At 63.0% G+C, this 21,141-nt stretch carries 19 protein-coding genes; 9 read left to right on the top strand and 10 right to left on the bottom strand.

Annotated features, from left to right (window positions below):
* Positions 1 to 27: 27 nt before the first annotated feature.
* The 3 genes from GN300_RS16545 to GN300_RS16535 form a co-directional block, all read right to left on the bottom strand.
* Entirely contained in the window at positions 28 to 1,815 is a 1,788-nt protein-coding gene (locus GN300_RS16545) for an alkyl/aryl-sulfatase (protein WP_233405658.1), read from the bottom strand.
* Between the two features lie 224 nt (positions 1,816 to 2,039).
* Positions 2,040 to 2,603: a TetR/AcrR family transcriptional regulator gene (locus GN300_RS16540; protein WP_054826166.1), complete on the bottom strand. Its 564-nt coding sequence runs from the start codon at positions 2,601 to 2,603 to the stop codon at positions 2,040 to 2,042.
* Positions 2,600 to 3,835, bottom strand: coding sequence for a cytochrome P450 (locus GN300_RS16535; RefSeq protein WP_063314939.1), 1,236 nt, complete (start codon positions 3,833 to 3,835; stop codon positions 2,600 to 2,602). The genes GN300_RS16540 and GN300_RS16535 overlap by 4 nt, the downstream gene beginning before the upstream one ends.
* Before the next feature lie 108 nt (positions 3,836 to 3,943).
* Here GN300_RS16535 and GN300_RS16530 point away from each other — a divergent pair, with 108 nt between their 5' ends.
* Positions 3,944 to 4,789 (top strand): hypothetical protein, encoded by an 846-nt coding sequence (locus GN300_RS16530; RefSeq protein ID WP_063314940.1) that lies wholly within the window; start codon positions 3,944 to 3,946, stop codon positions 4,787 to 4,789.
* Positions 4,790 to 4,902: 113 nt separating this feature from the next.
* Here the strand turns inward: GN300_RS16530 and GN300_RS16525 are convergent, their stop codons facing one another.
* A complete protein-coding gene (locus tag GN300_RS16525) occupies positions 4,903 to 5,061 on the bottom strand; it encodes a hypothetical protein (RefSeq protein ID WP_156423205.1) in 159 nt (52 codons plus the stop codon).
* Positions 5,062 to 5,266: 205 nt separating this feature from the next.
* On the opposite strand from GN300_RS16525, the gene GN300_RS16520 reads away from it, so the two are divergent.
* Complete coding sequence (locus tag GN300_RS16520) at positions 5,267 to 6,028, top strand: SDR family NAD(P)-dependent oxidoreductase (RefSeq protein ID WP_042452547.1); 762 nt, start codon at positions 5,267 to 5,269, stop codon at positions 6,026 to 6,028.
* Here GN300_RS16520 and GN300_RS16515 read toward each other — a convergent pair.
* Entirely contained in the window at positions 6,010 to 6,147 is a 138-nt protein-coding gene (locus GN300_RS16515; protein ID WP_003945592.1) for a hypothetical protein, read from the bottom strand. The genes GN300_RS16520 and GN300_RS16515 overlap by 19 nt on opposite strands.
* Before the next feature lie 219 nt (positions 6,148 to 6,366).
* Between GN300_RS16515 and GN300_RS16510 the strand changes: the two genes are divergently transcribed.
* The 3 genes from GN300_RS16510 (at position 6,367) to GN300_RS16500 (ending at position 9,637) form a co-directional block, all read left to right on the top strand.
* Complete coding sequence (locus tag GN300_RS16510) at positions 6,367 to 7,311, top strand: alpha/beta fold hydrolase (protein WP_063314941.1); 945 nt, start codon at positions 6,367 to 6,369, stop codon at positions 7,309 to 7,311.
* A gap of 262 nt (positions 7,312 to 7,573) precedes the next feature.
* The gene (locus GN300_RS16505; RefSeq protein WP_042452552.1) at positions 7,574 to 8,347 is read left to right on the top strand and encodes a VOC family protein; all 774 of its coding nucleotides are present in this window, start codon (positions 7,574 to 7,576) and stop codon (positions 8,345 to 8,347) included.
* A gap of 135 nt (positions 8,348 to 8,482) precedes the next feature.
* Positions 8,483 to 9,637, top strand: a complete 1,155-nt coding sequence (locus GN300_RS16500; RefSeq protein ID WP_042452555.1) for an alkaline phosphatase family protein — start codon at positions 8,483 to 8,485, stop codon at positions 9,635 to 9,637.
* On the opposite strand, the gene murJ is transcribed toward GN300_RS16500, so the two are convergent.
* The 4 genes from murJ to GN300_RS16480 all read right to left on the bottom strand — a co-directional run bounded on the left by murJ (position 9,623) and on the right by GN300_RS16480 (position 14,406).
* On the bottom strand, positions 9,623 to 11,251 hold the full coding sequence (gene murJ / locus GN300_RS16495; RefSeq protein ID WP_233405657.1) for a murein biosynthesis integral membrane protein MurJ: 1,629 nt from the start codon (positions 11,249 to 11,251) through the stop codon (positions 9,623 to 9,625). The genes GN300_RS16500 and murJ overlap by 15 nt on opposite strands.
* 97 nt (positions 11,252 to 11,348) lie before the next feature.
* Positions 11,349 to 12,377 carry a beta-ketoacyl-ACP synthase III gene (locus GN300_RS16490; protein ID WP_003945837.1) on the bottom strand — a complete coding sequence of 343 codons (1,029 nt, stop codon included), beginning with the start codon at positions 12,375 to 12,377 and terminating at the stop codon, positions 11,349 to 11,351.
* A 161-nt stretch (positions 12,378 to 12,538) separates the two neighbouring features.
* Positions 12,539 to 13,180, bottom strand: coding sequence for a response regulator transcription factor (locus tag GN300_RS16485; RefSeq protein ID WP_063314943.1), 642 nt, complete (start codon positions 13,178 to 13,180; stop codon positions 12,539 to 12,541).
* The gene (locus tag GN300_RS16480) at positions 13,168 to 14,406 is read right to left on the bottom strand and encodes a sensor histidine kinase (RefSeq protein WP_223304493.1); all 1,239 of its coding nucleotides are present in this window, start codon (positions 14,404 to 14,406) and stop codon (positions 13,168 to 13,170) included. Before GN300_RS16480 ends, GN300_RS16485 begins: the two co-directional genes overlap by 13 nt.
* 109 nt (positions 14,407 to 14,515) lie before the next feature.
* On the opposite strand from GN300_RS16480, the gene GN300_RS16475 reads away from it, so the two are divergent.
* The 4 genes from GN300_RS16475 to GN300_RS16460 all read left to right on the top strand — a co-directional run bounded on the left by GN300_RS16475 (position 14,516) and on the right by GN300_RS16460 (position 20,360).
* Positions 14,516 to 15,298 (top strand): ABC transporter ATP-binding protein, encoded by a 783-nt coding sequence (locus GN300_RS16475; RefSeq protein WP_051649487.1) that lies wholly within the window; start codon positions 14,516 to 14,518, stop codon positions 15,296 to 15,298.
* Entirely contained in the window at positions 15,298 to 17,781 is a 2,484-nt protein-coding gene (locus GN300_RS16470) for an FtsX-like permease family protein (protein ID WP_063314944.1), read from the top strand. The genes GN300_RS16475 and GN300_RS16470 overlap by 1 nt, the downstream gene beginning before the upstream one ends.
* A 21-nt stretch (positions 17,782 to 17,802) precedes the next feature.
* Positions 17,803 to 18,435, top strand: coding sequence for a bifunctional 2-polyprenyl-6-hydroxyphenol methylase/3-demethylubiquinol 3-O-methyltransferase UbiG (locus tag GN300_RS16465; RefSeq protein WP_063314945.1), 633 nt, complete (start codon positions 17,803 to 17,805; stop codon positions 18,433 to 18,435).
* A gap of 89 nt (positions 18,436 to 18,524) precedes the next feature.
* A complete protein-coding gene (locus GN300_RS16460; protein ID WP_007734578.1) occupies positions 18,525 to 20,360 on the top strand; it encodes an acyl-CoA dehydrogenase in 1,836 nt (611 codons plus the stop codon).
* 86 nt (positions 20,361 to 20,446) lie between these two features.
* Here GN300_RS16460 and GN300_RS16455 read toward each other — a convergent pair whose 3' ends face one another.
* Positions 20,447 to 21,079, bottom strand: a complete 633-nt coding sequence (locus GN300_RS16455; RefSeq protein WP_223304492.1) for a hypothetical protein — start codon at positions 21,077 to 21,079, stop codon at positions 20,447 to 20,449.
* Between the last annotated feature and the right edge of the window lie 62 nt (positions 21,080 to 21,141).

The raw sequence follows: 21,141 nt of genomic DNA, 5'->3' as shown, positions 1-21,141 counted from the left end.
CCCGGGCCACATCATGGAGTCGACCAGTCACGGCGTGACGATATCGAACCACAGATCGAAGTCCTCCAGCAGCGAGATGAACGTCTCCAGTTCGGACTGATCTCCCACAGCTTTTGCCGTTCCGGCCTTGATGGATTCGGTGAGCGAGGTCGTTCCCAGATACACCTCGTTGAACACGGCACGGGTCAAGGTCAGAGTCAGGGCGGCCGAAGCATCTGCCTTGTCCATGTCGTAGTTCAGCACGCCGTTGCGCACTGTGACCAGGACGTTGTCCGCGGTGTCCGACAACACGAATCGCAACGACAGGTCTACATCGGCTGCTTTGGGACCGTCGAGGCGAACTGCCCAGAAGTCCAGCATCTGCTCGAGCGGCATCACTGCGACCACGGCCGGGCCAGTGGGGTTGTTGGACGGCATCGGTGCCAGCGGATGCCGCAATTCCATCGCTCCGACCAGGTAGAAGTTGCGCCACGTACCGTTCTCGGCTTGGTAGCCGAGTTGTTCGTACGTGTCCGCCAACAACTCTCGCGCTTTCTGATTACTCGGATCGGCGAACACCAGATGGTTCACCAACTCCGCGGCCCAGCGGTAGTCTCCGTCGTCGAACGCCTGCTTGCCCTTGGTCAGAAGTGCGTCCGGCCCGCCGACGGCTTCGACGTAGCGCTTGCCGTTCTCCACCGGCGGATGGGGATTGAGGTGAGCGGGAACGCCGTCGAACCAACCGAGATAGAAGGTGTAGATCGCTTTGACGTTGTGACTGAGCGAGCCGTAGTACCCACGGTTGTACCACTGCTTTCCGATCGCGTCGGGTACCTCGATCTGGTCGGCAATCTCTACCGGTGTCAGTCCCTTGTTGGCAAGGCGCAACGTCTGATCGTGCACATACTTGTACAGATCTGCCTGATCCGACATCAGCTTCAAGATCTTGTCGTTGCCCCACGTGGGCCAATGATGCTGCGCAAAGATGATTTCGACGTCGGGGAACAGTTCCATTGCCAGACGCACGTAGTGCGACCACGCTTTGGCGTCGCGAGTCTTGGCGCCGCGCAACGTGTATAGATTGTGCATCGTGTGCGTGACGTCCTCAGCTGACCCGAGCGCCTTGAAATCTGGTAAATAGAAGAGCATTTCGGATGGCGCTTCGGTTCCCGGCGCGAGCATGAACGTCACGCGCACACCGTCGATGACCTCTTCGTGCACCGGTTCGGTGATGACGTCGGTAGGCACGGCGAACGTCGAAGTGCCGTGCGAAGTGGACAGGCCGAGACCACCGGATACCTGCCCTTGTGGCCCCGGACGCAGGAACGATCCGTACATGTACATTCCGCGACGTGTCATCGCCGTGCCGGCAAGTACATTCTCGGAAATCGCTTCCTCCGTGAAACTGTCTGGTGCGTAGACCTTTACGGCACCGGACTCGATCTCTTCGTCGGTGACAAATCCTTTGACACCGCCGAAGTGATCGCCGTGGGAGTGCGTGAAGATGATTGCCTTGACCGGAACCTTCGGGCGGTGCTGGTAGTACAACTCCAGCGCGAGAGCGGCTGTTTCCGCGGACATCAGAGTGTCACCGATGATCAACCCGGTGTCGCCCTCGATGATCGTCGTGTTCGACAAGTCCTGGCCGATCACCTGGTACAGACGATCAGCCAGCTTGAACAGTCCACCGCCCTTTCCCATTAAAGTGGCTTGGCGCCACAGACTCGGGTTGACGGTATCCGGTGCATCGCCGTCGGCGAACCCGTAGGCGTCGTACGAGAAGATGAACTGCCCTTTGTCACCTTTGACCAGTCCGCCATCGATGAGCGGTGCCACGAGACCTCGAGAAATCAGTTCGAAGTCGAAGGTGTCGTCGAAAGGAAGGTCACGGAGAACCTGGGCATTTGCCAGGCGGTCGCTTCGGTGGCGGGCTTGGGGTCGAGTTCGAACGGTGTAGACATCTTCTCTTACGCTCCTCGGGAACTCGCGATGACCTGTGTCGGGATATCGGTTCATCCTCGATCCCCACGCAGCCCTCGCACATCACCCGGAAGGGATGATCAGGTGGCCCGTCCAGCAATCAACAGCGCAACGACGAACTCACGCACCAACGTCCGCTCGTCGTTCTCGTCCGCCCCCGGCACCATGAGCAGCGAGAGAATCACTCGCACGATCCAGCGCGCCCGCGACGCTGTGCCTGCTCCGAGTTCACCCAGCATCGCGACACCAAGTCCGTTGATGACGTCGGATGAATTGGCAAGTTCACCGGCAAGACTCGCATCACCCGGGGTGAACCATGCAGCCAACGTCGGAGTGCTACGCACCGCGGACACTGCAGTGAGTATGGCCGTCTCCAGACGCTCACTCGGATCGTCGATGGTCGCTACCGATTCCGCGATCGCAGTTCCCAGCCTGCGAGCTTCGCGGTGAACGAACGCAATGTGAAGAGCCTGCCGATTCTCGAAGTACCGATACAAGGTGGCCCGGGAACATCCTGCAGCAGAGGCTATCTCCGCCATACCGACCGCGTTGACGCCTTTCGCGACGAACAATTGTGCCGCGCTGTCGAGGATCTTCTCGGCTGCCGCCAAGGCGCGCCCCTCGCCGAGCCAGTCGTTGCTCATGGCCGAGTCACCGACATCGGAGCCGAGAGCGGACGGCGCACGTAGTTGCCCGGCGCGTATTGCATCGCGTCGATGTCGACATGGAAGTCGGGAATCCGGGAGAGTAACTCTTCCAACGCAACTCGAGCCTGCATCCGAGCTGCCGACGCCCCCAGACAGTGGTGGGCGCCATGACTGAAGGTGAGGATCTTCTGCGGTCGACGCAAGACGTCCAACTCCGCCGCGTCGGGTCCGTACTTCTCGGGATCACGATTGGCCGCACCGTACATCAGCAGAACCTTACGTCCTGCCGGAATCACTTTGCCACCCAAGGCCACATCTCGCGTCGTGGTGCGTGCCAGTCCTTGGACCGGCGAGGTGAGTCGAAGCAACTCGTCGACCGCGTCGGTGATCAATGCGGGATCGTCCAGCAGGATCTGACGCTGGTCGAGGCGTTCGGTCAGCATCGCCACCGAACCACCCAGCATTCCTGTCGTGGTGTCGTTTCCCCCGGCCACCATGGTGAAGGCGAAGCCCAGAATCGACAGCAGGCCGGACATGTCGCCGTCTTCACCGAGTCCAGCGGCGAGTAGGTGCGAAATCGTGTCGTCACCCGGTTCGACCTTGCGGCGTTCGATCAGCGAAGCGAAGTACATCATCAGCTCACCGGTGGCGGCCTGCGCCGTCGTCGCTGCCGCGGCCACACCACCTGCCGAATTGGCAGCGACAATGGCTTCGGTCCAGCCGTCGAACTGGTCACGGTCCGATTCCGGCACACCCAGATAGTGTGCGACAACCATAGACGGCAACGGTTTGAAGAGCTCGACGACGATGTCGCCGCTGCCACGCGCTTTCAGCGCCTCGATACGTTCGACGACAAATTCGCGAACCATCGGCTCGACCGCCGATACCTGACGCGGAGTGAAACCCTTCGACACCATGCGCCGGAACTCCGACTGCACTGGCGGATCCTGCATCACGAACGGCGGATTGTCCTGCATCCCGATCTGTTCGAGTTCACCGTAGACAGTGGTCAATCCCTTTGCCGACGAATACGTCTCGTAGTCGCGAGCGGCGTTGTAGACGTCTTCGTGACGGGTGAGCACCCAGTAGTCGTCCTGCGGCGCAGCTTCCGGCACAACGATGTGCACCGGGTCGTTCTCGCGCAATGCGTCGTACATGGCCCAGGGCGAACGCCAGGACTCCCCGGTGGAAGGTACAAACCGTGGCGAATGTGACACAGAAGTTGTCATGACTCGACTATGAGACAAATTGCCGAATGTGTCAACGTTCTACGATCAACCGTTCCCACGAGCAGCATTGAGTAACTCGCATCCACGCAGAGCACTATCGTGTGTCGGGTGATCACGGATCCGAAGAATCATCCGAACAGCTCTGACGCCGGGCGCCGCGCCGTGGTTGCGGTCCTGCTCCCCCGCGAACATCTCCCCTTCATCAGGGACTGGTGCCTGCACCACATCGAGCAAGGCTGGGAGGTTGTTCTCTACGACAACACCGGTTCCGTCGGGTCCACCCGCAAGACAAGCGCATTCAGTCTCAACCGTTGGCACGGCCGCAGCGAGGACAAGAGAGGCAACTCTTACGGCGCCTTCACCCGATCGATGTCGGACAGTGAAGTTCAGGTCGCATTCCGCAAAGAACTGCACGACCTTCCGGTGACGATCGTCGACTGGCAACCGCGCGACGCGGACGGTCGGATCGTGCACGGACAGGTAGAGGCGTACGTCGATTACGTGAGCCGGTACCGCGACACCGTCGCATGGGCAGCATTCATCGACGCCGACGAATACCTCCAACACGCACCAGGATTGGACTGGGAGGTTCTACTTGCCGGCGTTACTCAAGCGGGTTCGCACCGCGTCGTTCTCGATGCTCTGGTCTACGAATCCAGGTGGACGCGCGACGGGCAATTGCGAGACGTCGAGGAATTGAAATGCCTTGGGCTACAGAGCCATGGTTGCAAGAACATACTGAGGCTGTCGGAGATTTTGCGAGCAGACGTCCACTGGGGATGGAAGACAAGCGAACCGGACAGCCTGGTGCGGCCCGACCGATCCCTCTTCTACTTCCGCCATTACCGCGGTTCGGAGGCGGCGCTCGACTTCTCTCCGCTGCCGAACTTCGGGCCCCAGGTCTACGAAGAAGGTGTGGATGTGCCGGCAAAGATCGACGTATCACAAAAATGAATGTGCCTGCAAGACACAGGTATTCATCTGCAGGCAAACCTCCGGCCCGCATCCACGAAGGCAATACCTTCAGAATGCGGGCCGGGGGCCGTAAATCCGGTTCAGCGAAGCAATCAAGCCTTCGGCTGCGAGCTTCCTGCGCCACCAATTGCGCCGAGAAGACCTGCAACTGCGCCGATGCCGACGAGAACGCCGCCCAGGCCTGCAATGATCTTCTGGAAGTCGCCGAGAGTTGCGAGGTCCGTCTTGCTGCTGCCAGTGGTGAATGCCATGTCTAGCTCCTCATCATGGAATGTGTACGCGGTCCGCGCGCCCGGTATGTAACGGCGCTCACAATATACGTAAGACGACCGAAATTTGAAGCGGTGCCGCTGAGTGGGACGTAACTCACATCTCATCCAGCGGGAACCCACGAGTAACAATGCGCGATTCGGACAACGCTTCGGGAACCGTTGAATGACGAGCAGGAGAACAGCAGTGGGCAAGTTGGATGGAAAAGTGGCCCTGATCACTGGCGCAGGGCAAGGCGTCGGCCAGGGAGTTGCGTTTGCGCTCGCCAAGGAGGGCGCTTCCGTCGCGGTCGCGGGCCGCACTGAGTCGAAACTCGTCGTCACATGTAACGAGATCGCCGAACGCGGAGGCCGTGCCGAACCGGTGCTCATGGATATCGCCGACGCAGATTCCATCACCGGAGCCGTGGCGCGAACGGTGGAACTGTTCGGCGGCGTCGACATTCTGATCAACAACGCCAGCCTCAACCCGCTCGGCAACGTCCTCGACCTCACTCCGGAGCGCCTTGCCGACGGATTGACGTCCGGCCCCGTCGCGACTCTGCGAACCATGCAAGCCTGTTACCCGTTCATGAAGGAGCGCGGCGGCGGGGCAATCATCAACATGGTCAGCTCCGTGGCCGTCCGCTGGGACGCTGCCGGCTACGGCGGCTACGCGGCCGTGAAGGAATCCGTCCGAGCCCTCAGTCGCGCGGCAGCATGCGAATGGGGCGTCGACGGGATCCGGGTCAACGCGGTTGCTCCCCACGCGTCGTCGCCGGGGCTGCAGCGGTGGGCAGATGCACGCCCGGAGGAGGCTGCCGCCTTTGTTGCCGGGATTCCGCTCCGGAGGATCGGCGACTGCGAAACGGACATCGGAACCGCGGTGGCTTTCCTGGTCGGCCCGGATGCCGCGTATCTGACTGGAGCAACAATTCCGCTCGACGGTGGTCAGTCGCGCTGGGGCTGAGAGCTGGCGTCGTCGAAGGCAAGCACCGCCGACTTGGCTTCGGCGATCGGGCGGCGGAAAACGAAACCGACCAGAACGGATGCCAAAACCAACGCGGCCAGCACTATGAGCCCGACCATCCACCACATGGTTTTCAGTATGCCCGAACCGACCTCCGCCGGACGCGCGCCACGGCCGCCGGAAAGCGGCGACAGCCTCGAAAAGTGCTGAACACCAGTCAAATTCCGTTTTGCCCGTTTCCTGAGCTTCCTGAGAATCCGTGATCGATGACACATATTCGGATCCCGAACCGGAACGAGTGCGTGACTACGACGACACCTCGGTGCATCCTGGCAGGTATGGAATCCGCTGTTTCGGCCCAACTCGTCGACGGAAGCACCCTCACACACCCGTGGGGCGGGACGAGCAACATCACCGATCTCGGCGGTGACGTTCACTGGATCGACTTCGGCGGTCCCAACGGAGCGCCGCCCATCGTGCTCGTTCACGGTCTGGGCGGCTCGCACCTGAACTGGGTGCGGGTGGCACCGGCGCTGGCGGCGCGCACGCGCGTGTACGCACTTGACCTCGCCGGATTCGGACTCACCTCTGCCCGTGGGCGACACACCGGCGTCGATGCCAACACAGTACTTCTGAATCGCTTTCTCGACACAGTGGTGGGTGAGCCCACCGTCCTGTTCGGCAATTCCATGGGCGGAATGGTCTCGGCAATGTCGACCCATGCCAGTCCCGAATCAGTCGCCGGCCTGGTCCTGGTGGATCCGGCGCTCCCCCTGCCCGTCCAACTTCCCGATCTGACCGTCGCCGCCCAATTCGCGCTCTACTCGATGCCGTACGTCGGTGAGCAGGTTCTCGGCTTCGGACGCCGAAAGATGTCAGACCGGCAGTTGGCCGCTCAGATGACCAGATTGTGTTTTGCCGATCCGACGCGAGCCGACCCCGCGGTCCTCGACGCGGGCGCTGCCTTGACGGCGATTCGCCGCAACGAACCTACCCAGGATGCCGAATTCCTTCAGGCAGCACGGTCACTGCTGATGACCCTCGCCCGTCCTGCCTCCTATCGAAAGACATTGCGAGAGATCACGACTCCGACGCTCCTGATGCACGGCGATCGCGATCGGCTTGTCCCGGTCGAGGCCGCACGGGCAGCCGCTGCTGCACATCCACACTGGACCACCATCATTCTCGGCGACACCGGCCACACCCCACAATTGGAGATTCCGGACGAGTTCACCCGTCATGCGCTCGCGTGGCTCGATCGCACGGGGCTGATCAGGAGCTGACACGTACCAACACTCCCCGGTGGAACGCCCTTGCCGATCGAGCAAGTGCCCCATCAACTTCGGAGTATCAAGAACGATTCGGCGGTCGTCTACGTTGGCAGGTCCGGCCCACCGGGGAACGCGAAACGGACACATACCCCAAAGCTCTCGAACCCTGGGAATGTGTCGGGGTACGCGCGTAGCGTGAGATTCAGGCCTTCCTCGGCCAAGCATTTCCGCGTCCCCTGCTTGTGTATCCGTTTCGGTTAAGGAGAGTTTTCAGATGCCCGCACGCACAGCGCTCGACGGAACACCCTGTTGGATCGACCTCACCAGCTCCGACACCGAGGTTGCCAAATCCTTCTACACCAACGTGTTCGGCTGGCAGGCTGACACAAACGACGACCCGCAGTACGGCGGCTACGCGATCTTCAGCAAAGACGGGCAGCCCATCGCCGGGCTCGGACCCCAGCAGGAGGGAAACCCCTACGGCAACGTGTGGACCACCTACATCTCCTCGACTGATGCGGCAGCGTCGGCGTCCAAGGCCCAAGCCGCGGGCGGAACGATCATGATGCCGTCGATGCAGGTCGGTCCTCAGGGCAGCATGGCGATCGTGGGCGATCCGGCCGGTGCCGTCGTCGGCATCTGGCAGGCAGATCAGCATCACGGCTTCGGTTTGGTCGGCGAGGCCGGAGCGCCGGTCTGGCACGAGACCTTGTCCAAGAACTACGCCGCGGTCCTGCCGTTCTACACCGACGTGTTCGGCTGGACTTACGAGTCGATCGGTGACAGCGACGAGTTCCGGTACTCACAGGCCAAGCAGGGTGACACCGTCGTCGCCGGTTTGATGGATGCCAGCTCGTTCCTCCCGGCAGAGGCGCCGTCGTTCTGGCAGGTGTACTTCGGGGCGGACGACACCGATGCGGCCGTCGCCAAGGTCGTCGAATTCGGCGGCAGCGTCTTGCGCGATCCCGAGGACACGCCCTTCGGTCGTCTCGCGTCGGTGGCCGATCCACTAGGTGCCAAGTTCCAGATCTCCACGATCATGGAATGAATCTCCGCGCGGAGGCCGCACCGGTCCGCGGTCTCTGCGCGCTGATCATCTGGAAAGTCCGGATTTGACCGCACAGATTTGAACACTCGCCCAGAAGGTATGCAGTTTTCTGCGTCCAACGCCTAATCTCATGGGATGCCCGCCCCCGCCCCTCTCCTCGATGTGTACTCGCAGCCGACTCTGTCGACGCTTGCGCCGTCGGTACTCGCTTCTCTCGGAGTGAGCGGCGAAGCGAACCGTCTCGATCTACAGCCCAGCAAGAAGACCGTAATTCTGCTGGTAGACGGGATGGGCGCGAACTTGCTCGCCCGCAACGCCGAACATGCACCATTCCTGAATTCACTGATCGGAACGCCCATCCGGGCAGGCTTCCCCACGACGACGGCCACCAGCATCGTCTCACTGGGGACCGGTCTGCCTTCGGGAGCGCACGGCATCACCGGCTACCAGTCCTACGTCGAAGAAGCCGATTCGGTGTTCAACTGGCTGGGTTGGCACAGCGCGGGCAAGAAGGAATCTCAGACCGACTCCATCGTCCCGGAAACCCTGCAGCCGCAAGCCACGACGTTTGATCGCGCCGCCGCAGCCGGCATCACCGTTACAACCGTCGTACCGTCGAAGTTCGACGGCAGCGGCCTCACCCGTGCCGGGATGCGCGGTGCCCAGTTCGCCGGAATCCAGGCATACGGAGACCTCCTCGCTCGCACCGTGGCGGCGTCGAAATCTGCCGACCGCACGTTCACGTACTGCTACATCAGCGAGATCGATGCACTCGGCCACGTCTACGGACCCGAGTCCGAGCCGTGGATCTTCCAACTGATGCTGGTCGATCGACTGGTCGAGCAACTCGCCGCGGCTCTCGGCCCGGACGTGAGATTGCTGGTGACGGCAGACCACGGAATGGTCGACGTGTCGGACGAGAACAAGATCGACTTCGACAACACTCCAATTCTGTCCAAAGATGTACTCGCTCTTGCCGGTGAACCTAGATGTCGTCACATCCACACCCGAGAAGGCGCTGCACAAGATGTTGCGGACCGCTGGCGCGCCGAACTGGGTGACCGCATGTGGATCGGGACGAGGTCCGAGGGCATAGTCGCAGGATTGTTCGGGCCTGCAGTGCATTCCGAGTATCACGGCCGGATCGGTGATGTCATCGCCATTGCGTCCGGGGACGTGGCCGTCGTACGTCGATCTGTCGAATCGGGACTGTCCGGCCTCCGTGGACAGCACGGCGCCCTCACTCCGGACGAACTGCTGGTACCTCTCTTGTCCTCAGGACAGCAGTAGGGTTCGCGCCCGGCGAATCTCGGGAACACCGACGACCTTGCATGCACCCAACAGGACGACGGCACCAACGGCCGCACCCGCCGACAATGAAATAACAGCAGCAAGCCTGGGCTCGGGAACTCGGTTCTGAACCGCCACCACCAAAGCGAGCGCACAACCACCTGCCAGAATTGCCGCCGCCGAAATCCTTCCGACGGTGGCCTGCACGCGACGGAATCCCAACAGCCCGTATCGCTTTCGAAGAAGGATGTGGCCGAGCACCGCTCCACACACGTAGGAGAACGAGCCGGCGGCACAGACGGCCAGGACCAGCCTTTCGTCACTCGCCAACAGTGACGCAAGAAGGACGAGCACAGTCTTGGCGACCACCATCACCAGGGCGATCACCGCGGGAGTTCGGGTGTTGTTGTCGGCGTAGAACACTCGCAGCTGAAGCATGACCATCGCAAAGGGCACCAGCCCGAATGCACTGACCGCAACGGCCGTCCCGATCAACCGGGCACTGCTGCCGTCGACCCGGCCGAAGAAGATCAAGGTGGTCAACGAGGGACCGAACACCATGAGCGCCACAGTCACCGGGATCAGCGCCACCACAGAATACCGGGCTCCCCGGCCGAGATCGGATACGACGCCGACGTCGTCACCCGCAGCAACCGACCTGGCGATCCGCGGCATCAGCACCGTCAACAACGACACACCGAGAATGCCGTACGCCACTTGAAACAGCAGATCCGCGTGCGTGTACATCGAGTAGACGTGACGGGAGAGAGTGACCTTCATCGTCACCCACACACCGATCTGGCCGGCAACGACGTACACAAGTACCCAGCCGAGCAACGGCGCCCCGACGCGCACCGGTCGCCAGGTGTGCGGTACGACGCGCACGCGAAGGCGCCACCGAAACCCGTTGCGGTGCAGCGCTCGAGCAACGACGGCGGTTTGCGCCACGATCCCGAGCAGAGTGCCGATACCGATCACCAGAACCTGCGCGGTGGTCATCGACTCGGGAGTCAGAGCCACCGGCCCCGGGATACACAGGAAGACCGCGACCGTCACCAGAAGGACGACGTTGTTGATCACCGGCGCCCAGGCCGGCGCGCCGAACACCGATCGAACGCTGAGCACAGCCGTCATCATCGCCGTGACGCCGTAGAAGAAGATCTCCGGAAGAAGCAAGTAGGCGAAGAGCGTCGTGAGCTCTCGTTGAGCCGGATCATCGATCACGGCCGAGACCAGAGGCGGCGCGCACACCACGGCCACTACCGTCACGAGCGCAAGAGCCAGCGCTCCGACGGTGAGAACGCGCTGCGTCTGCTCTCGTTCGAGCGTCCGCCCACGGCTCCGTTGCCGCGTCAGATACGGAAGCAGGACGCTGGCGAGAATCCCGCCGAGGAGGAGCTGATAGACCATGTTCGGGAAGCTGTTGGCCGCGTTGTACGCATCACTGACGAGGGCGATGCCCAGGACCGCGGCAAGGGCAAGGGTGCGGACGAAGCCGGTGATCCGACTGACCGTGCTGGCGAGCGCCACTTGCCCGCCCATCTTCGCCAAGCTGCCGCCCGTCACACCATTACGTTCGGACTCCCGTTCGGACTCCCCCACGTTCTCGACCATCTCGCCAGAGTGCCACATCGCAGACGTTCGACGATCCGGACGGAAACGGAAGGGCGCCCCGAACCGTGGGTTCGAGGCGCCCTTCCGTAAGGAACAATCAGGCGGATTCTGCTCCAGCCAACGGCGGCATGACGACAACCTGACCGGCGAAGGACAGACCCGCACCGAAGGCGAGAAGCAATGCCTTGTCGCCCGGCTTGCACTGGCCGTCGCGCAGCATCTGCTCCATGGCGAGCGGGATCGAGGCCGCGGACGTGTTGCCCGTCTCGGCGATGTCGTTGGAGACGGGGAAGCCCTCGGGCAGCTTCATGCTGCGAGCGATGACCTCGTTGATGCGCTGGTTTGCCTGGTGCGGCACAAAAGCGTCGATGTCCTCGATGCCCAGCCCCGACTTCTCCAGGGTGCGAGTGGCGACCTTGCCCATCTCGAAGGCAGCCCAGCGGAACACGGCGGTACCGGCCATCTTGATCCACGGACGAGGTCCGGTCGGGTTCTTGGTGTAGTCGAGCCAGCTCGGCTCCTGAACGATGGCGTCGGACTGGCTGCCGTCCGAACCCCACTCGACCGGGCCGATTCCGACGGTATCGCTCGGGCCGACGACGACTGCGCCTGCGCCGTCACCGAAGATGAAGCGCACGCTGCGATCGGTGGGCTCGGTGGCCTCGCTCATCAACTCGACGCCGACGACGAGTACGTGATCAACCGTGCCACCGCGAACGAGGTCGCTGGCCACTGCAAGAGCGGTACAGAAACCGGCGCAGCCTGCCGCGACGTCGAAAGCAGCCGGACCCTTGATGCCGAGTTCGTGGGCGACGATGGACGCAGCCTGGGGAGTCTGCAGGTCCCACGTCGACGTCGCGATGATCACGGCACCGATCTGCTCGGGTGCAATGCCGCTGACGTCCAGTGCTTTACGGGCAGCGCTGATCGACATCGCGAGGATGCCTTCACCTTCGCCGGAGAACCGGCGCGACTTGATACCCGATCGCGTCTGGATCCACTCGTCGGTGGAATCGATCAGCTCGCAGATCTCGTCGTTGGTCACGACTCGCTCCGGGCGGTGAACGCCGAGCCCGAGAAGGACGGACTGCCGACCTCCGGCCACACTGGCAATCGGCTTACCCATTGATCGATCTCCTCGTTGGTTTCTGGTGATGACGCGCATTCGACATCACACGTTACGTACAGGACATAAGCCCCTGCCTCTCAGGTCACCGTTCGATCACGGCAACAACATGAGGCTGGCTCACATTACGCTTCGGTCAGGTATGTAGTCCAGATCCACGATCAGGCGCGCAAATGAGCTAGAACTGCCAAAACACGACGATGCCCGCTTTCGGAAGCCGACAGGCCGAGTTTTGCGAAGATATTTCCTATGTGCTTGCTCACAGCGGTGTCGCTGACGACCAGTTTCCTGGCGATTTCCTGATTTCCCAACCCCTCCGCCATCAGTCCGAGAACCTCGGACTCGCGTGGCGTCAGCGATCTGATCGGATCGTCGGCGCGTCGACGGCTCATCAGTTGGGATACGACCTCGGGATCCATCACCGTTCCACCGTCGACGACCCGGTTCAATGCGTCGACGAACTCGGCTACCTTCCCGACTCGTTCCTTGAGCAGGTACCCGACCCCGCCGGCGCCTCCTGCCAACAATTCACCGGCGTAGCGATCCTCGACGTACGCGGAAAGGACCAGGACGGGAAAGCCCGGGCGAAGCCTGCGCACCTCGATCGCCGCTCGAAGTCCCTCGTTGGTGAAAGTAGGAGGCATCCGGACGTCGAGCACCGCGGCGTCGGGGGCGGTCTCCTCGAACACCGTGAGGAACTGCGCGGCGTCGGAGACAGCAGACACCTCGAAGCCCTCTCCGCGGAGCAGCAGTGCCAGCCCCTCTCGCAGGAGAGCGTCGTCCTCGGCAATCAGAATCCGCACGGTAGTTCCACCCTCATAGTTGTCGGTCCACCCTCCGGGCTCTCCAATACTGCGGTTCCTTCGAAAGCCTCGACCCGGCGTCGAATACCCGCCACGCCGCCGCCCGGGCGTTCGTTCGCGCCGCCGTGACCGTCGTCGATCACGTCGATGAGCATCGTCTCACCCGACGAGTCGTCCGACGTCTCCGTCCGTGCCGTGACGGTGACCCTGCGGGCTCCGCTGTGTTTTGCGACGTTGGTCAAGGCCTCGGCGACGACGAAGTACGCAGCAGCCTCGACGGCAGCCGGGGCACGGCGGAGCTCGTCGATCTCGAGTACGCAGGGCACGGCGGAGCGCCCGGCGAGCGCCGAGATCGCGCCCTCCAGACCCAACTCGTCGAGGATCGGCGGGTAGATGTCGTGCACCAACGTCCGGAGTTCGCTCAACGCCTCGGTGGCCGCATCTTGGGCCCGATGCAGTTGTGGCAGAGCCTGGTCCGGATTGTTCTGCAACGACCGCTCGGCCATCCCCAACATCATCACCACCGCGACCAGACGGTTTTGCGCTCCGTCGTGCAGATCCCGCTCGATGCGCTTGAGTTCGGCCGAATGCGCGTCGAGCGCCGCAGCGCGGCTGGCCGTCAGGGCGGTGACGCGCTTCGAGAGGTCCGAACGCGTATCCGGCGCAAGCAAAGTCGTGGTCGACCAGCTGATCCATTTCGCCATCGCGGGGATCAACCACCACGCGATCAGGAAGTACAGGATGCCGATCAACGGCATTCCGGCAGCGCCCAGCCACGACGTCACGGGGTACGGATTGTTGACGGGTTCACCGGCGGGCATCTGCTGCCAGTACAGCGGGACTGCAATCGCATTGAGCGCACCGAGTGGCAGAGCAATGGTCAGCATCGCCGCGACGAAAGCACCCAGACCATGAATCGACAACCAGGCCGCGTCGCGCCTCGTCGACTGATCGGTGAGGAACCGGCTCCAGTCCCCGAATGTCGGATTGCTGGGCATCGGTGGGTATCGCTGCAGAACAGGGCGTCCGGTGTACGCAGCGGTGCGTTTGCGAGCCAGGCCGGCCCACCACCGGAGCACTCGCACGTACGACGGCAACAGCAACCAGCCGACGATCAGAATCGAGAGCGACAACAGAATGAGACCGACCATCAGAAAGAACAGGGAAACCACAGCTGCCGCGCCCTCGACGAGCACGTACACCGCAGCCCTGGTTCTCTTCTTCACTGCCCCAGCATGCCGCACCACACCGCACGATCCACTACAGCTGGCTACACCATTGATTCGGGACTCTGCTGGATGTCGACGAATGGCGAATCTCCATAGCGTTCTTCCCATGAAGAATCGACACTCGGTCCTCGCCCCGCCGGCTCCTGGTGCCACGGGAGCTCGAACATCTGCCGTGCGACTCGAAGGGGTCAGCAAGGTCTACGGCAACGGCCGCGGCGCCGTGACCGCCCTCGACAACGTCAGCCTCACTCTGCCGCGCAGCACCTTCACCGCAGTGATGGGCCCGTCCGGATCAGGTAAGAGCACTTTCCTGCACTGCGCCGCGGGCCTCGACCGACCGAGCAGCGGATCGGTGTGGCTGGGCGACACCGAAATTTCACAACTGAAGCCGAAGGCCCGCAGCATCTTCCGTCGCGATCACATCGGTTTCGTCTTCCAGGCCTACAACCTGCTCGGCGCTCTCGACGTCGAGCAGAACGTCACGCTCCCCCTACTCCTCGCCGGGCGACGAGCCGACAAGCAGTACCTGACCTTCGTCCTGGAATCCGTCGGACTCGGATCACACCGAAAGCGCAAACCCTCCGAACTGTCCGGCGGTCAGCAGCAACGCGTCGCAATCGCGCGCGCCCTCGTCACTCACCCCGACGCACTCTTTGCCGACGAACCGACCGGCGCCCTCGACTCCCGCAGCGCCAAGCAGGTTCTGGAGTTGTTGCGCCGGACGGCTGCCGAGTTCGATCAGACCATCGTCATGGTCACGCACGACCCGGTGGCCGCGTCGTACGCCGATCGTGTGCTGTTCCTCGCCGACGGGAAACTTGTCGGGCACATCGACCGCCCGACCCCGCAGCAGATCGCCGAGCGCATGACACACCTCGGGGACTGGTGATGATGAAAGCGCACACCTTTGCGCACCTGAAAGCGCATCGCTCCGGTTTCGTCGCCGTGTTCGTCTCCGTATTCTGCGCAGCGCTCCTCACCTGCGGTCTGGGTGTGCTGCTGGAATCGGGAGTGCGAGGCGGTGTCTCACCACATCTCTACGCCGGTGCCGACGCCGTCGTGAGTGCACCACAGGCGCTCGAGGTCAAGGAAGACGCCGATCAGCCCTTTGCCGAGCGAGTTCTCCTCGCCGGCGATACGGTCCGCAAGCTCGACGCACTCGATGTCACCGTGGTTCCCGACATCTCCGTCCCCGTCAGCACCGCCGAGGGCGTCGTACTCGACGCACATCCTTGGGAAACAGCACAATTGGCGCCGTACTCGCTCATCGAGGGGCGCGCTCCGCAGAGCCGCGACGAGGTGGTCTCGACCACGGGCGCCGCGCTCGGCGAGCGAATCACGCTGGCTCACGGCGCGATAGCCGACGAGTACACCGTCGTCGGCACAGCTGATTCGGCTTCGGCGCCGTCACCCGACCGTCCGGCACTCGTCTTCCTCGACGACGCAGAGGCCGAACGGTTGTGGCCGCACCAGAACTCGGTCACCGCAGTCGGATTGATCGCTCCCGAAGGCGTCAACGCCGCCGCTCTCGCTCGCGACGCACTCGCCGGATCCGGTGCGGAGGTCTCGACCGGCACCGCACGCGGAGGCATCGAATTCCTCGACGCCGGTGCTGCGCGGACGCAGTTGATCGTGCTCTGCGCGTCGTTTGCCGGTCTCGCGTTGATGGTCAGTATGTTCGTCGTTTCCAGCACGCTGTCGCTCTCGATCAACGCCAGACGCCGAGAGTTCGCTCTGCTGCGGGCAATCGGAGCCACCACGCGGCAAGTGCACGTCATGATCGGACGTGAAGTGCTGCTCGTTGCTGCTGCGGCGGCAGCTCTCGGCGCGGTGCCCGGATACCTGCTCGCCCGAGTGCTTGGCGCACAGTTCGCCGACGCCGGGGTCATGCCCACCGATTTCGCGCTGGCCTACAGCCCGCTTCCGGCGATCGCAGCTTTCCTGATCTGCGTACTCACTGCCCGCGCGGCAGCGGCGATCGCGGCACGACGACCGGCGAAGCTCGACCCCGTCGAAGCGCTTCGCGAATCCGAAAGCGGCCCGGCGAAACTGAGCCGCGGACGCATCGTCACCGGGCTGATCTTCGGCGCCGCCGGCCTCAGCGCCTGCGTCCTCCCTGCTTTCCTGCCCGGCAGCGTGGCGGCCGCTGGAGCCGGTTCGAGCGCACTGTTGTTGATCTTCTCGGTCGCGCTGCTCGGCCCCTTGTTGGTGCGCGGCATCATCAAGGTGATCGGCGGTCCGCTGCGCCGCAGTGGGTCGGCGTCCAAAGTTCTCGCTGCCGCCAACGCCGAATCCAATTCGAGACGGCTCTCGTCGGCGGTTGTTCCGTTGGCTCTCGCAATCGCACTGGGCTCGGTGCAGTTCTTCAGCCAGAGCACCGTCGCCGCCGAGGCGACCAACCAGTCGATCAAGGGCGTCACCGCCGACCTGATCGTCGGCGCACCAGCCGGTATCGCTCCCTCGCTCCTCGAGTCGATCGCATCGGTGCCCGGAGTGAGTGCGGCAAACCCGGTGGTCCGCAGTCAAGTCCTCCCGGTACCCAGCGGAGAGGAAGGCGGCTCAGCCGACAGCGCGATCGCGGCCCAGGGCATCGACGCCGCCAGCGCCGACGCGACCCTCGATCTCGCGGTGACCGAGGGCGACCTCAGCGCTCTGACCGGCGATACCGTTGCCGTGAGCGAAGACGGCGCCTTCACCCTCGGAGCCAAGGTAGGCCAGCGCGTCGACCTCTATCTGGGTGACGGAACACTGGTACATCCCATGGTCGTCGCAAAATATGGTCGCGGCCTCGGATTCGGGGACGTGACCATGCCGATCGAGACTTTGCGTCAGCACTCCACCGACGCTCTGATCGACACCGTTCTGGTTGCTGCCGAACCCGGACGGTCGGCCGAAGTCCAGCAGTCGTTGCGCTCGTTCCCCTCGATCGCCGCGATGAACCAGGACCAGTTCGGGGCCGCGGGCGAAGATCAGCGTCGTATGCAGTCGTGGGTCAGCATCCTCGCCGTCCTCGTCCTGCTCGGCTATCTCGCAGTCGCAGTCGTGAACACCCTGGTCGCCGCCACTGCCGAGCGTTCCCGCGAGTTCGCGCTCCTTCAACTGGTGGGCTCGCGGACGAGGCAGGTCCGAGCAATGATGCGCATCGAGTCGTTGATGGTGGTGGGAATCGCCGTCGTGGTCGGATCACTGATCGCCCTGCCGCCTCTGATGGGCATTGCCGTAGCGGTGTCCGGGCAGCCGATCCCGGCGATTTCACCGGCGATTTACGGTTCCATCGTCGCGGTGACCGCTGTTCTGGGATTTGTCTCCATCGCGCTCCCGACGCGCGCCGCTCTACGCAAGAACCCGATGGACGGAGTGCGTAACCACTGAGTGGCACTACCGTCGTCATCTATGGATGCGGCGGCCTGGGACAAGAAGTACGAAGAAACCGAGCTCGTCTGGGGCGCTCCTCCCAACGAATTGCTGGTGGAATACGCGACGGCCCTCCCCCACGGCCAGGCACTGGACCTGGCGTGCGGCGAGGGTCGTAACGCGTTGTGGCTCGCGACTCGCGGTTGGGAGGTCACCGGCATCGACTACTCGGCCGTCGCGATCGAGAAAGCCCGCACGATCGCGGCCCGCTCACCCCGATCGGTTCTCGACCGGCTCGACTACCGATACGGCGACGTCACCGTCGCGGATTACGCCTCGAGGAACGAGCAGGGATACGACTTGGCCCTGCTTCTTTACCTTCATCTGCCCGCACCACAACGCACCCTGGTTGTGAACCGTGCCATAAATTCTCTGAAACCTGACGGAATCCTCATGATTTTGGGTCACGACCGAAGCAACATCGACTACGGCGTCGGCGGGCCACAAGATCCCGAAATCCTTTACACACCAGAAGAATTGATGCAGGAGTTCCGCGGAAAGCTCGAGTTCGAGATCGCCGGAAATCCCCACAGGCACACCGAAACGGGAATCGCGGTCGACGCGCTTGTCATCGGACGCAAATCCGGTGTTGGCAATGCAAAGAACGGCTAGTAACATGTATTAAGTTACCGACGAGTAATAAACTTCGGGCGGTACTAGGAGTGCTGGACCGCACCACCTCACTGGGAGAAGCAGAAGACATGGGCCATTACAAGAGCAACGTTCGGGACCTGGAGTTCAACCTCTTCGAGGTTCTCGGACTGGAGAAGCCACTGAGCGAAGGCGCTTGGGGCGACCTGGATGCCGACACTGTCCGCAACATGCTGGCAGAGGTCGCACGCCTGGCCGAGGGACCGCTTGGCGAATCTTTCGCCGATGCGGACCGCAACCCCCCTGTCTTCGATCCCGAGACGCACACCGTTGCACTTCCGGAATCCTTCAAGAAGTCGTTCAAGGCTCTGTGGGATGCCGAGTGGTACCGCATGGGATTGAGCGAGGAGGTCGGCGGCGTGCCGGTTCCCCGCTCCGTCGTGTGGGCCATCGGTGAGCTGATCCTGGGCGCACAGCCTGCAGCGCACATGTACCAGGCCGGACCCGCCTTCGCGGACGTGCTGTTCAACAACGGCACCGAAGAGCAGAAGAAGTGGGCAGCCACCATCGTCGAACGCGGATGGGGCGCCACGATGGTCCTCACCGAGCCCGACGCCGGCTCCGACGTCGGTGCCGGACGCACCAAGGCGATCAAGCAGGACGACGGCTCCTGGCACATCGAGGGCGTCAAGCGCTTCATCACCTCGGCCGACTCGGACGACCTGTTCGAGAACATCTTCCACCTCGTTCTCGCTCGCCCCGAAGGCGCCGGACCGGGCACCAAGGGCCTGAGCCTGTTCTTCGTCCCGAAGACGCACTTCAACTTCGAGACCGAAGAGTTCGGCGAGCGTAACGGTGTCTTCGTCACCAACGTCGAGCACAAGATGGGCCTGAAGGTCTCCGCCACGTGTGAGGTCACCTTCGGCGGCCACGGCATCCCCGCACAGGGCTGGCTGGTCGGCGAGGTCCACAACGGCATCGCCCAGATGTTCGACGTCATCGAGCACGCTCGAATGATGGTCGGCACCAAGGCAATCGCCACCCTCTCGACCGGTTACCTCAACGCTCTCGACTACGCCAAGCAGCGTGTTCAGGGCGCAGACCTGACCCAGATGACCAACAAGGCAGCACCGCGCGTGACCATCACGCACCACCCCGACGTGCGTCGCAGCCTGGCAATGCAGAAGGCATACGCCGAGGGCCTGCGCGCGGTGTACCTCTACACCGCAGCACACCAGGACGAGGTTGTCGCCCAGCTCGTCTCGGGCGCAGACAAGGACACCGCGTTCCGCGTCAACGACCTGCTGCTCCCGATCGTCAAGGGCGTCGGCTCCGAGCGTGCGTACCAGTACCTGACGGACAGCCTGCAGACCCTCGGTGGCTCCGGCTTCCTGCAGGACTACCCGATCGAGCAGTACATCCGCGACTCCAAGATCGACTCGCTGTACGAAGGCACGACGGCCATCCAGGCTCAGGACTTCTTCTTCCGCAAGATCGCTCGTGACCGCGGCGTCGCGCTCGCTCACGTTGCGGGACAGATCAAGACCTTCATCGACAGCGAAGCCGGCAACGGTCGTCTGAAGGCGGAGCGCGCACTGCTCGCCACCGCACTCGAAGACGTCCAGGCCATGGCTGCCACGCTCACCGGCTTCCTCATGGGAGCTCAGGAGCAGCCCACCGAGCTGTACAAGGTCGGCCTCGGCTCCGTCCGCTTCCTGATGTCCGTCGGCGACCTGCTCATCGGCTGGCAGCTGCTCCGCCAGTCCGAGATTGCTCTCGCAGCACTCGACAACGGCGCTTCCGACAAGGACAAGGGCTTCTACGAGGGCAAGGTCGCCATCGCGTCCTTCTTCGCCAAGAACGTCCTGCCCGAGCTCACCGCTTCACGCGAGATCATCGCGAACACCGAGAACGACATCATGGAGATCGACGAAGCAGCATTCTGATTCGTTCCTGATTCATGAAAAGTGCCGGTCCCGAGAACGTTTCGGGGCCGGCATTTTCGGTTGTCGGCACTCGGTGGTGACTGGTGTCATCTGCGCTCGATGGTCGGGCAACTGATCTGCGCGGACAGTACCGACGTCGTCGGTTGCTCGCCCGGTCGTGCCGCCGTACCCGCCAGGGAAAGCGCCACGCGCCTGCGGTCCGGAGAACTGACTATTTCGACGGACTTGTCGTCGCCACCGCCGAAGGACACGAACTGTCCGCTCTGATCCGAGAACTTCATGATCGCGGACCCGTGCTGACCTGGTTCGGGTTTCTCGTTCACGTAGACCTGCAACTGGAAATCACGTCCCGGATATTCGCCGCCGCCGTCGTACTCGTAGAAGGAACTCGTGTGCACCTCGTAGGCCCACTGACGGTGACCGGCGGGCAGCGAATCCGCCCAGTTGTGCTCGAAACACGTGACGGATCCAGGCAGCGAGACATTGGCTGCGCCGCTCCACCCACCGGACAGGGTGATGGCTCCGTATGGCGCTGCTTCGGACTCGTGCCGATCGGAGGGCAAGGGCGGCACCGTCAAGGGTCCGACATTGCGACCGGTGAACTCGAAAAGCCTTTCGCTCGACACGAACGGGGGCGACTCGCGCTCACCGGCACAGGAGACAACCGACAGGGTGGCCATGACCAGCACCGCGCACATCCCGCGTCTACGAACCGGCACCTCGACTCCCCCGTTCCGTTTCCAACAGAATACATACCGTTCGGTCTCCAAGTTGCCGGACG

Origin of the sequence: Rhodococcus sp. Ni2, from assembly GCF_021352185.1 — a bacterium.
GTDB lineage: Bacteria > Actinomycetota > Actinomycetes > Mycobacteriales > Mycobacteriaceae > Rhodococcus_F > Rhodococcus_F qingshengii.
This window is presented reverse-complemented; position numbering and strand designations above follow the sequence as displayed.

Coding starts and splice junctions, on each gene's coding strand:
- GN300_RS16470 (WP_063314944.1), top strand. CDS start 15,298: ATGATGAAAGCGCACACCTTTGCGCACCTGAAAGCGCATCGCTCCGGT.
- GN300_RS16505 (WP_042452552.1), top strand. CDS start 7,574: ATGCCCGCACGCACAGCGCTCGACGGAACACCCTGTTGGATCGACCTC.
- GN300_RS16490 (WP_003945837.1), bottom strand. CDS start 12,377: ATGGGTAAGCCGATTGCCAGTGTGGCCGGAGGTCGGCAGTCCGTCCTT.
- murJ (WP_233405657.1), bottom strand. CDS start 11,251: ATGGTCGAGAACGTGGGGGAGTCCGAACGGGAGTCCGAACGTAATGGT.
- GN300_RS16460 (WP_007734578.1), top strand. CDS start 18,525: ATGGGCCATTACAAGAGCAACGTTCGGGACCTGGAGTTCAACCTCTTC.
- GN300_RS16510 (WP_063314941.1), top strand. CDS start 6,367: ATGGAATCCGCTGTTTCGGCCCAACTCGTCGACGGAAGCACCCTCACA.
- GN300_RS16500 (WP_042452555.1), top strand. CDS start 8,483: ATGCCCGCCCCCGCCCCTCTCCTCGATGTGTACTCGCAGCCGACTCTG.
- GN300_RS16535 (WP_063314939.1), bottom strand. CDS start 3,835: ATGACAACTTCTGTGTCACATTCGCCACGGTTTGTACCTTCCACCGGG.
- GN300_RS16515 (WP_003945592.1), bottom strand. CDS start 6,147: ATGGTCGGGCTCATAGTGCTGGCCGCGTTGGTTTTGGCATCCGTTCTG.
- GN300_RS16465 (WP_063314945.1), top strand. CDS start 17,803: ATGGATGCGGCGGCCTGGGACAAGAAGTACGAAGAAACCGAGCTCGTC.
- GN300_RS16475 (WP_051649487.1), top strand. CDS start 14,516: ATGAAGAATCGACACTCGGTCCTCGCCCCGCCGGCTCCTGGTGCCACG.
- GN300_RS16525 (WP_156423205.1), bottom strand. CDS start 5,061: ATGGCATTCACCACTGGCAGCAGCAAGACGGACCTCGCAACTCTCGGC.
- GN300_RS16540 (WP_054826166.1), bottom strand. CDS start 2,603: ATGAGCAACGACTGGCTCGGCGAGGGGCGCGCCTTGGCGGCAGCCGAG.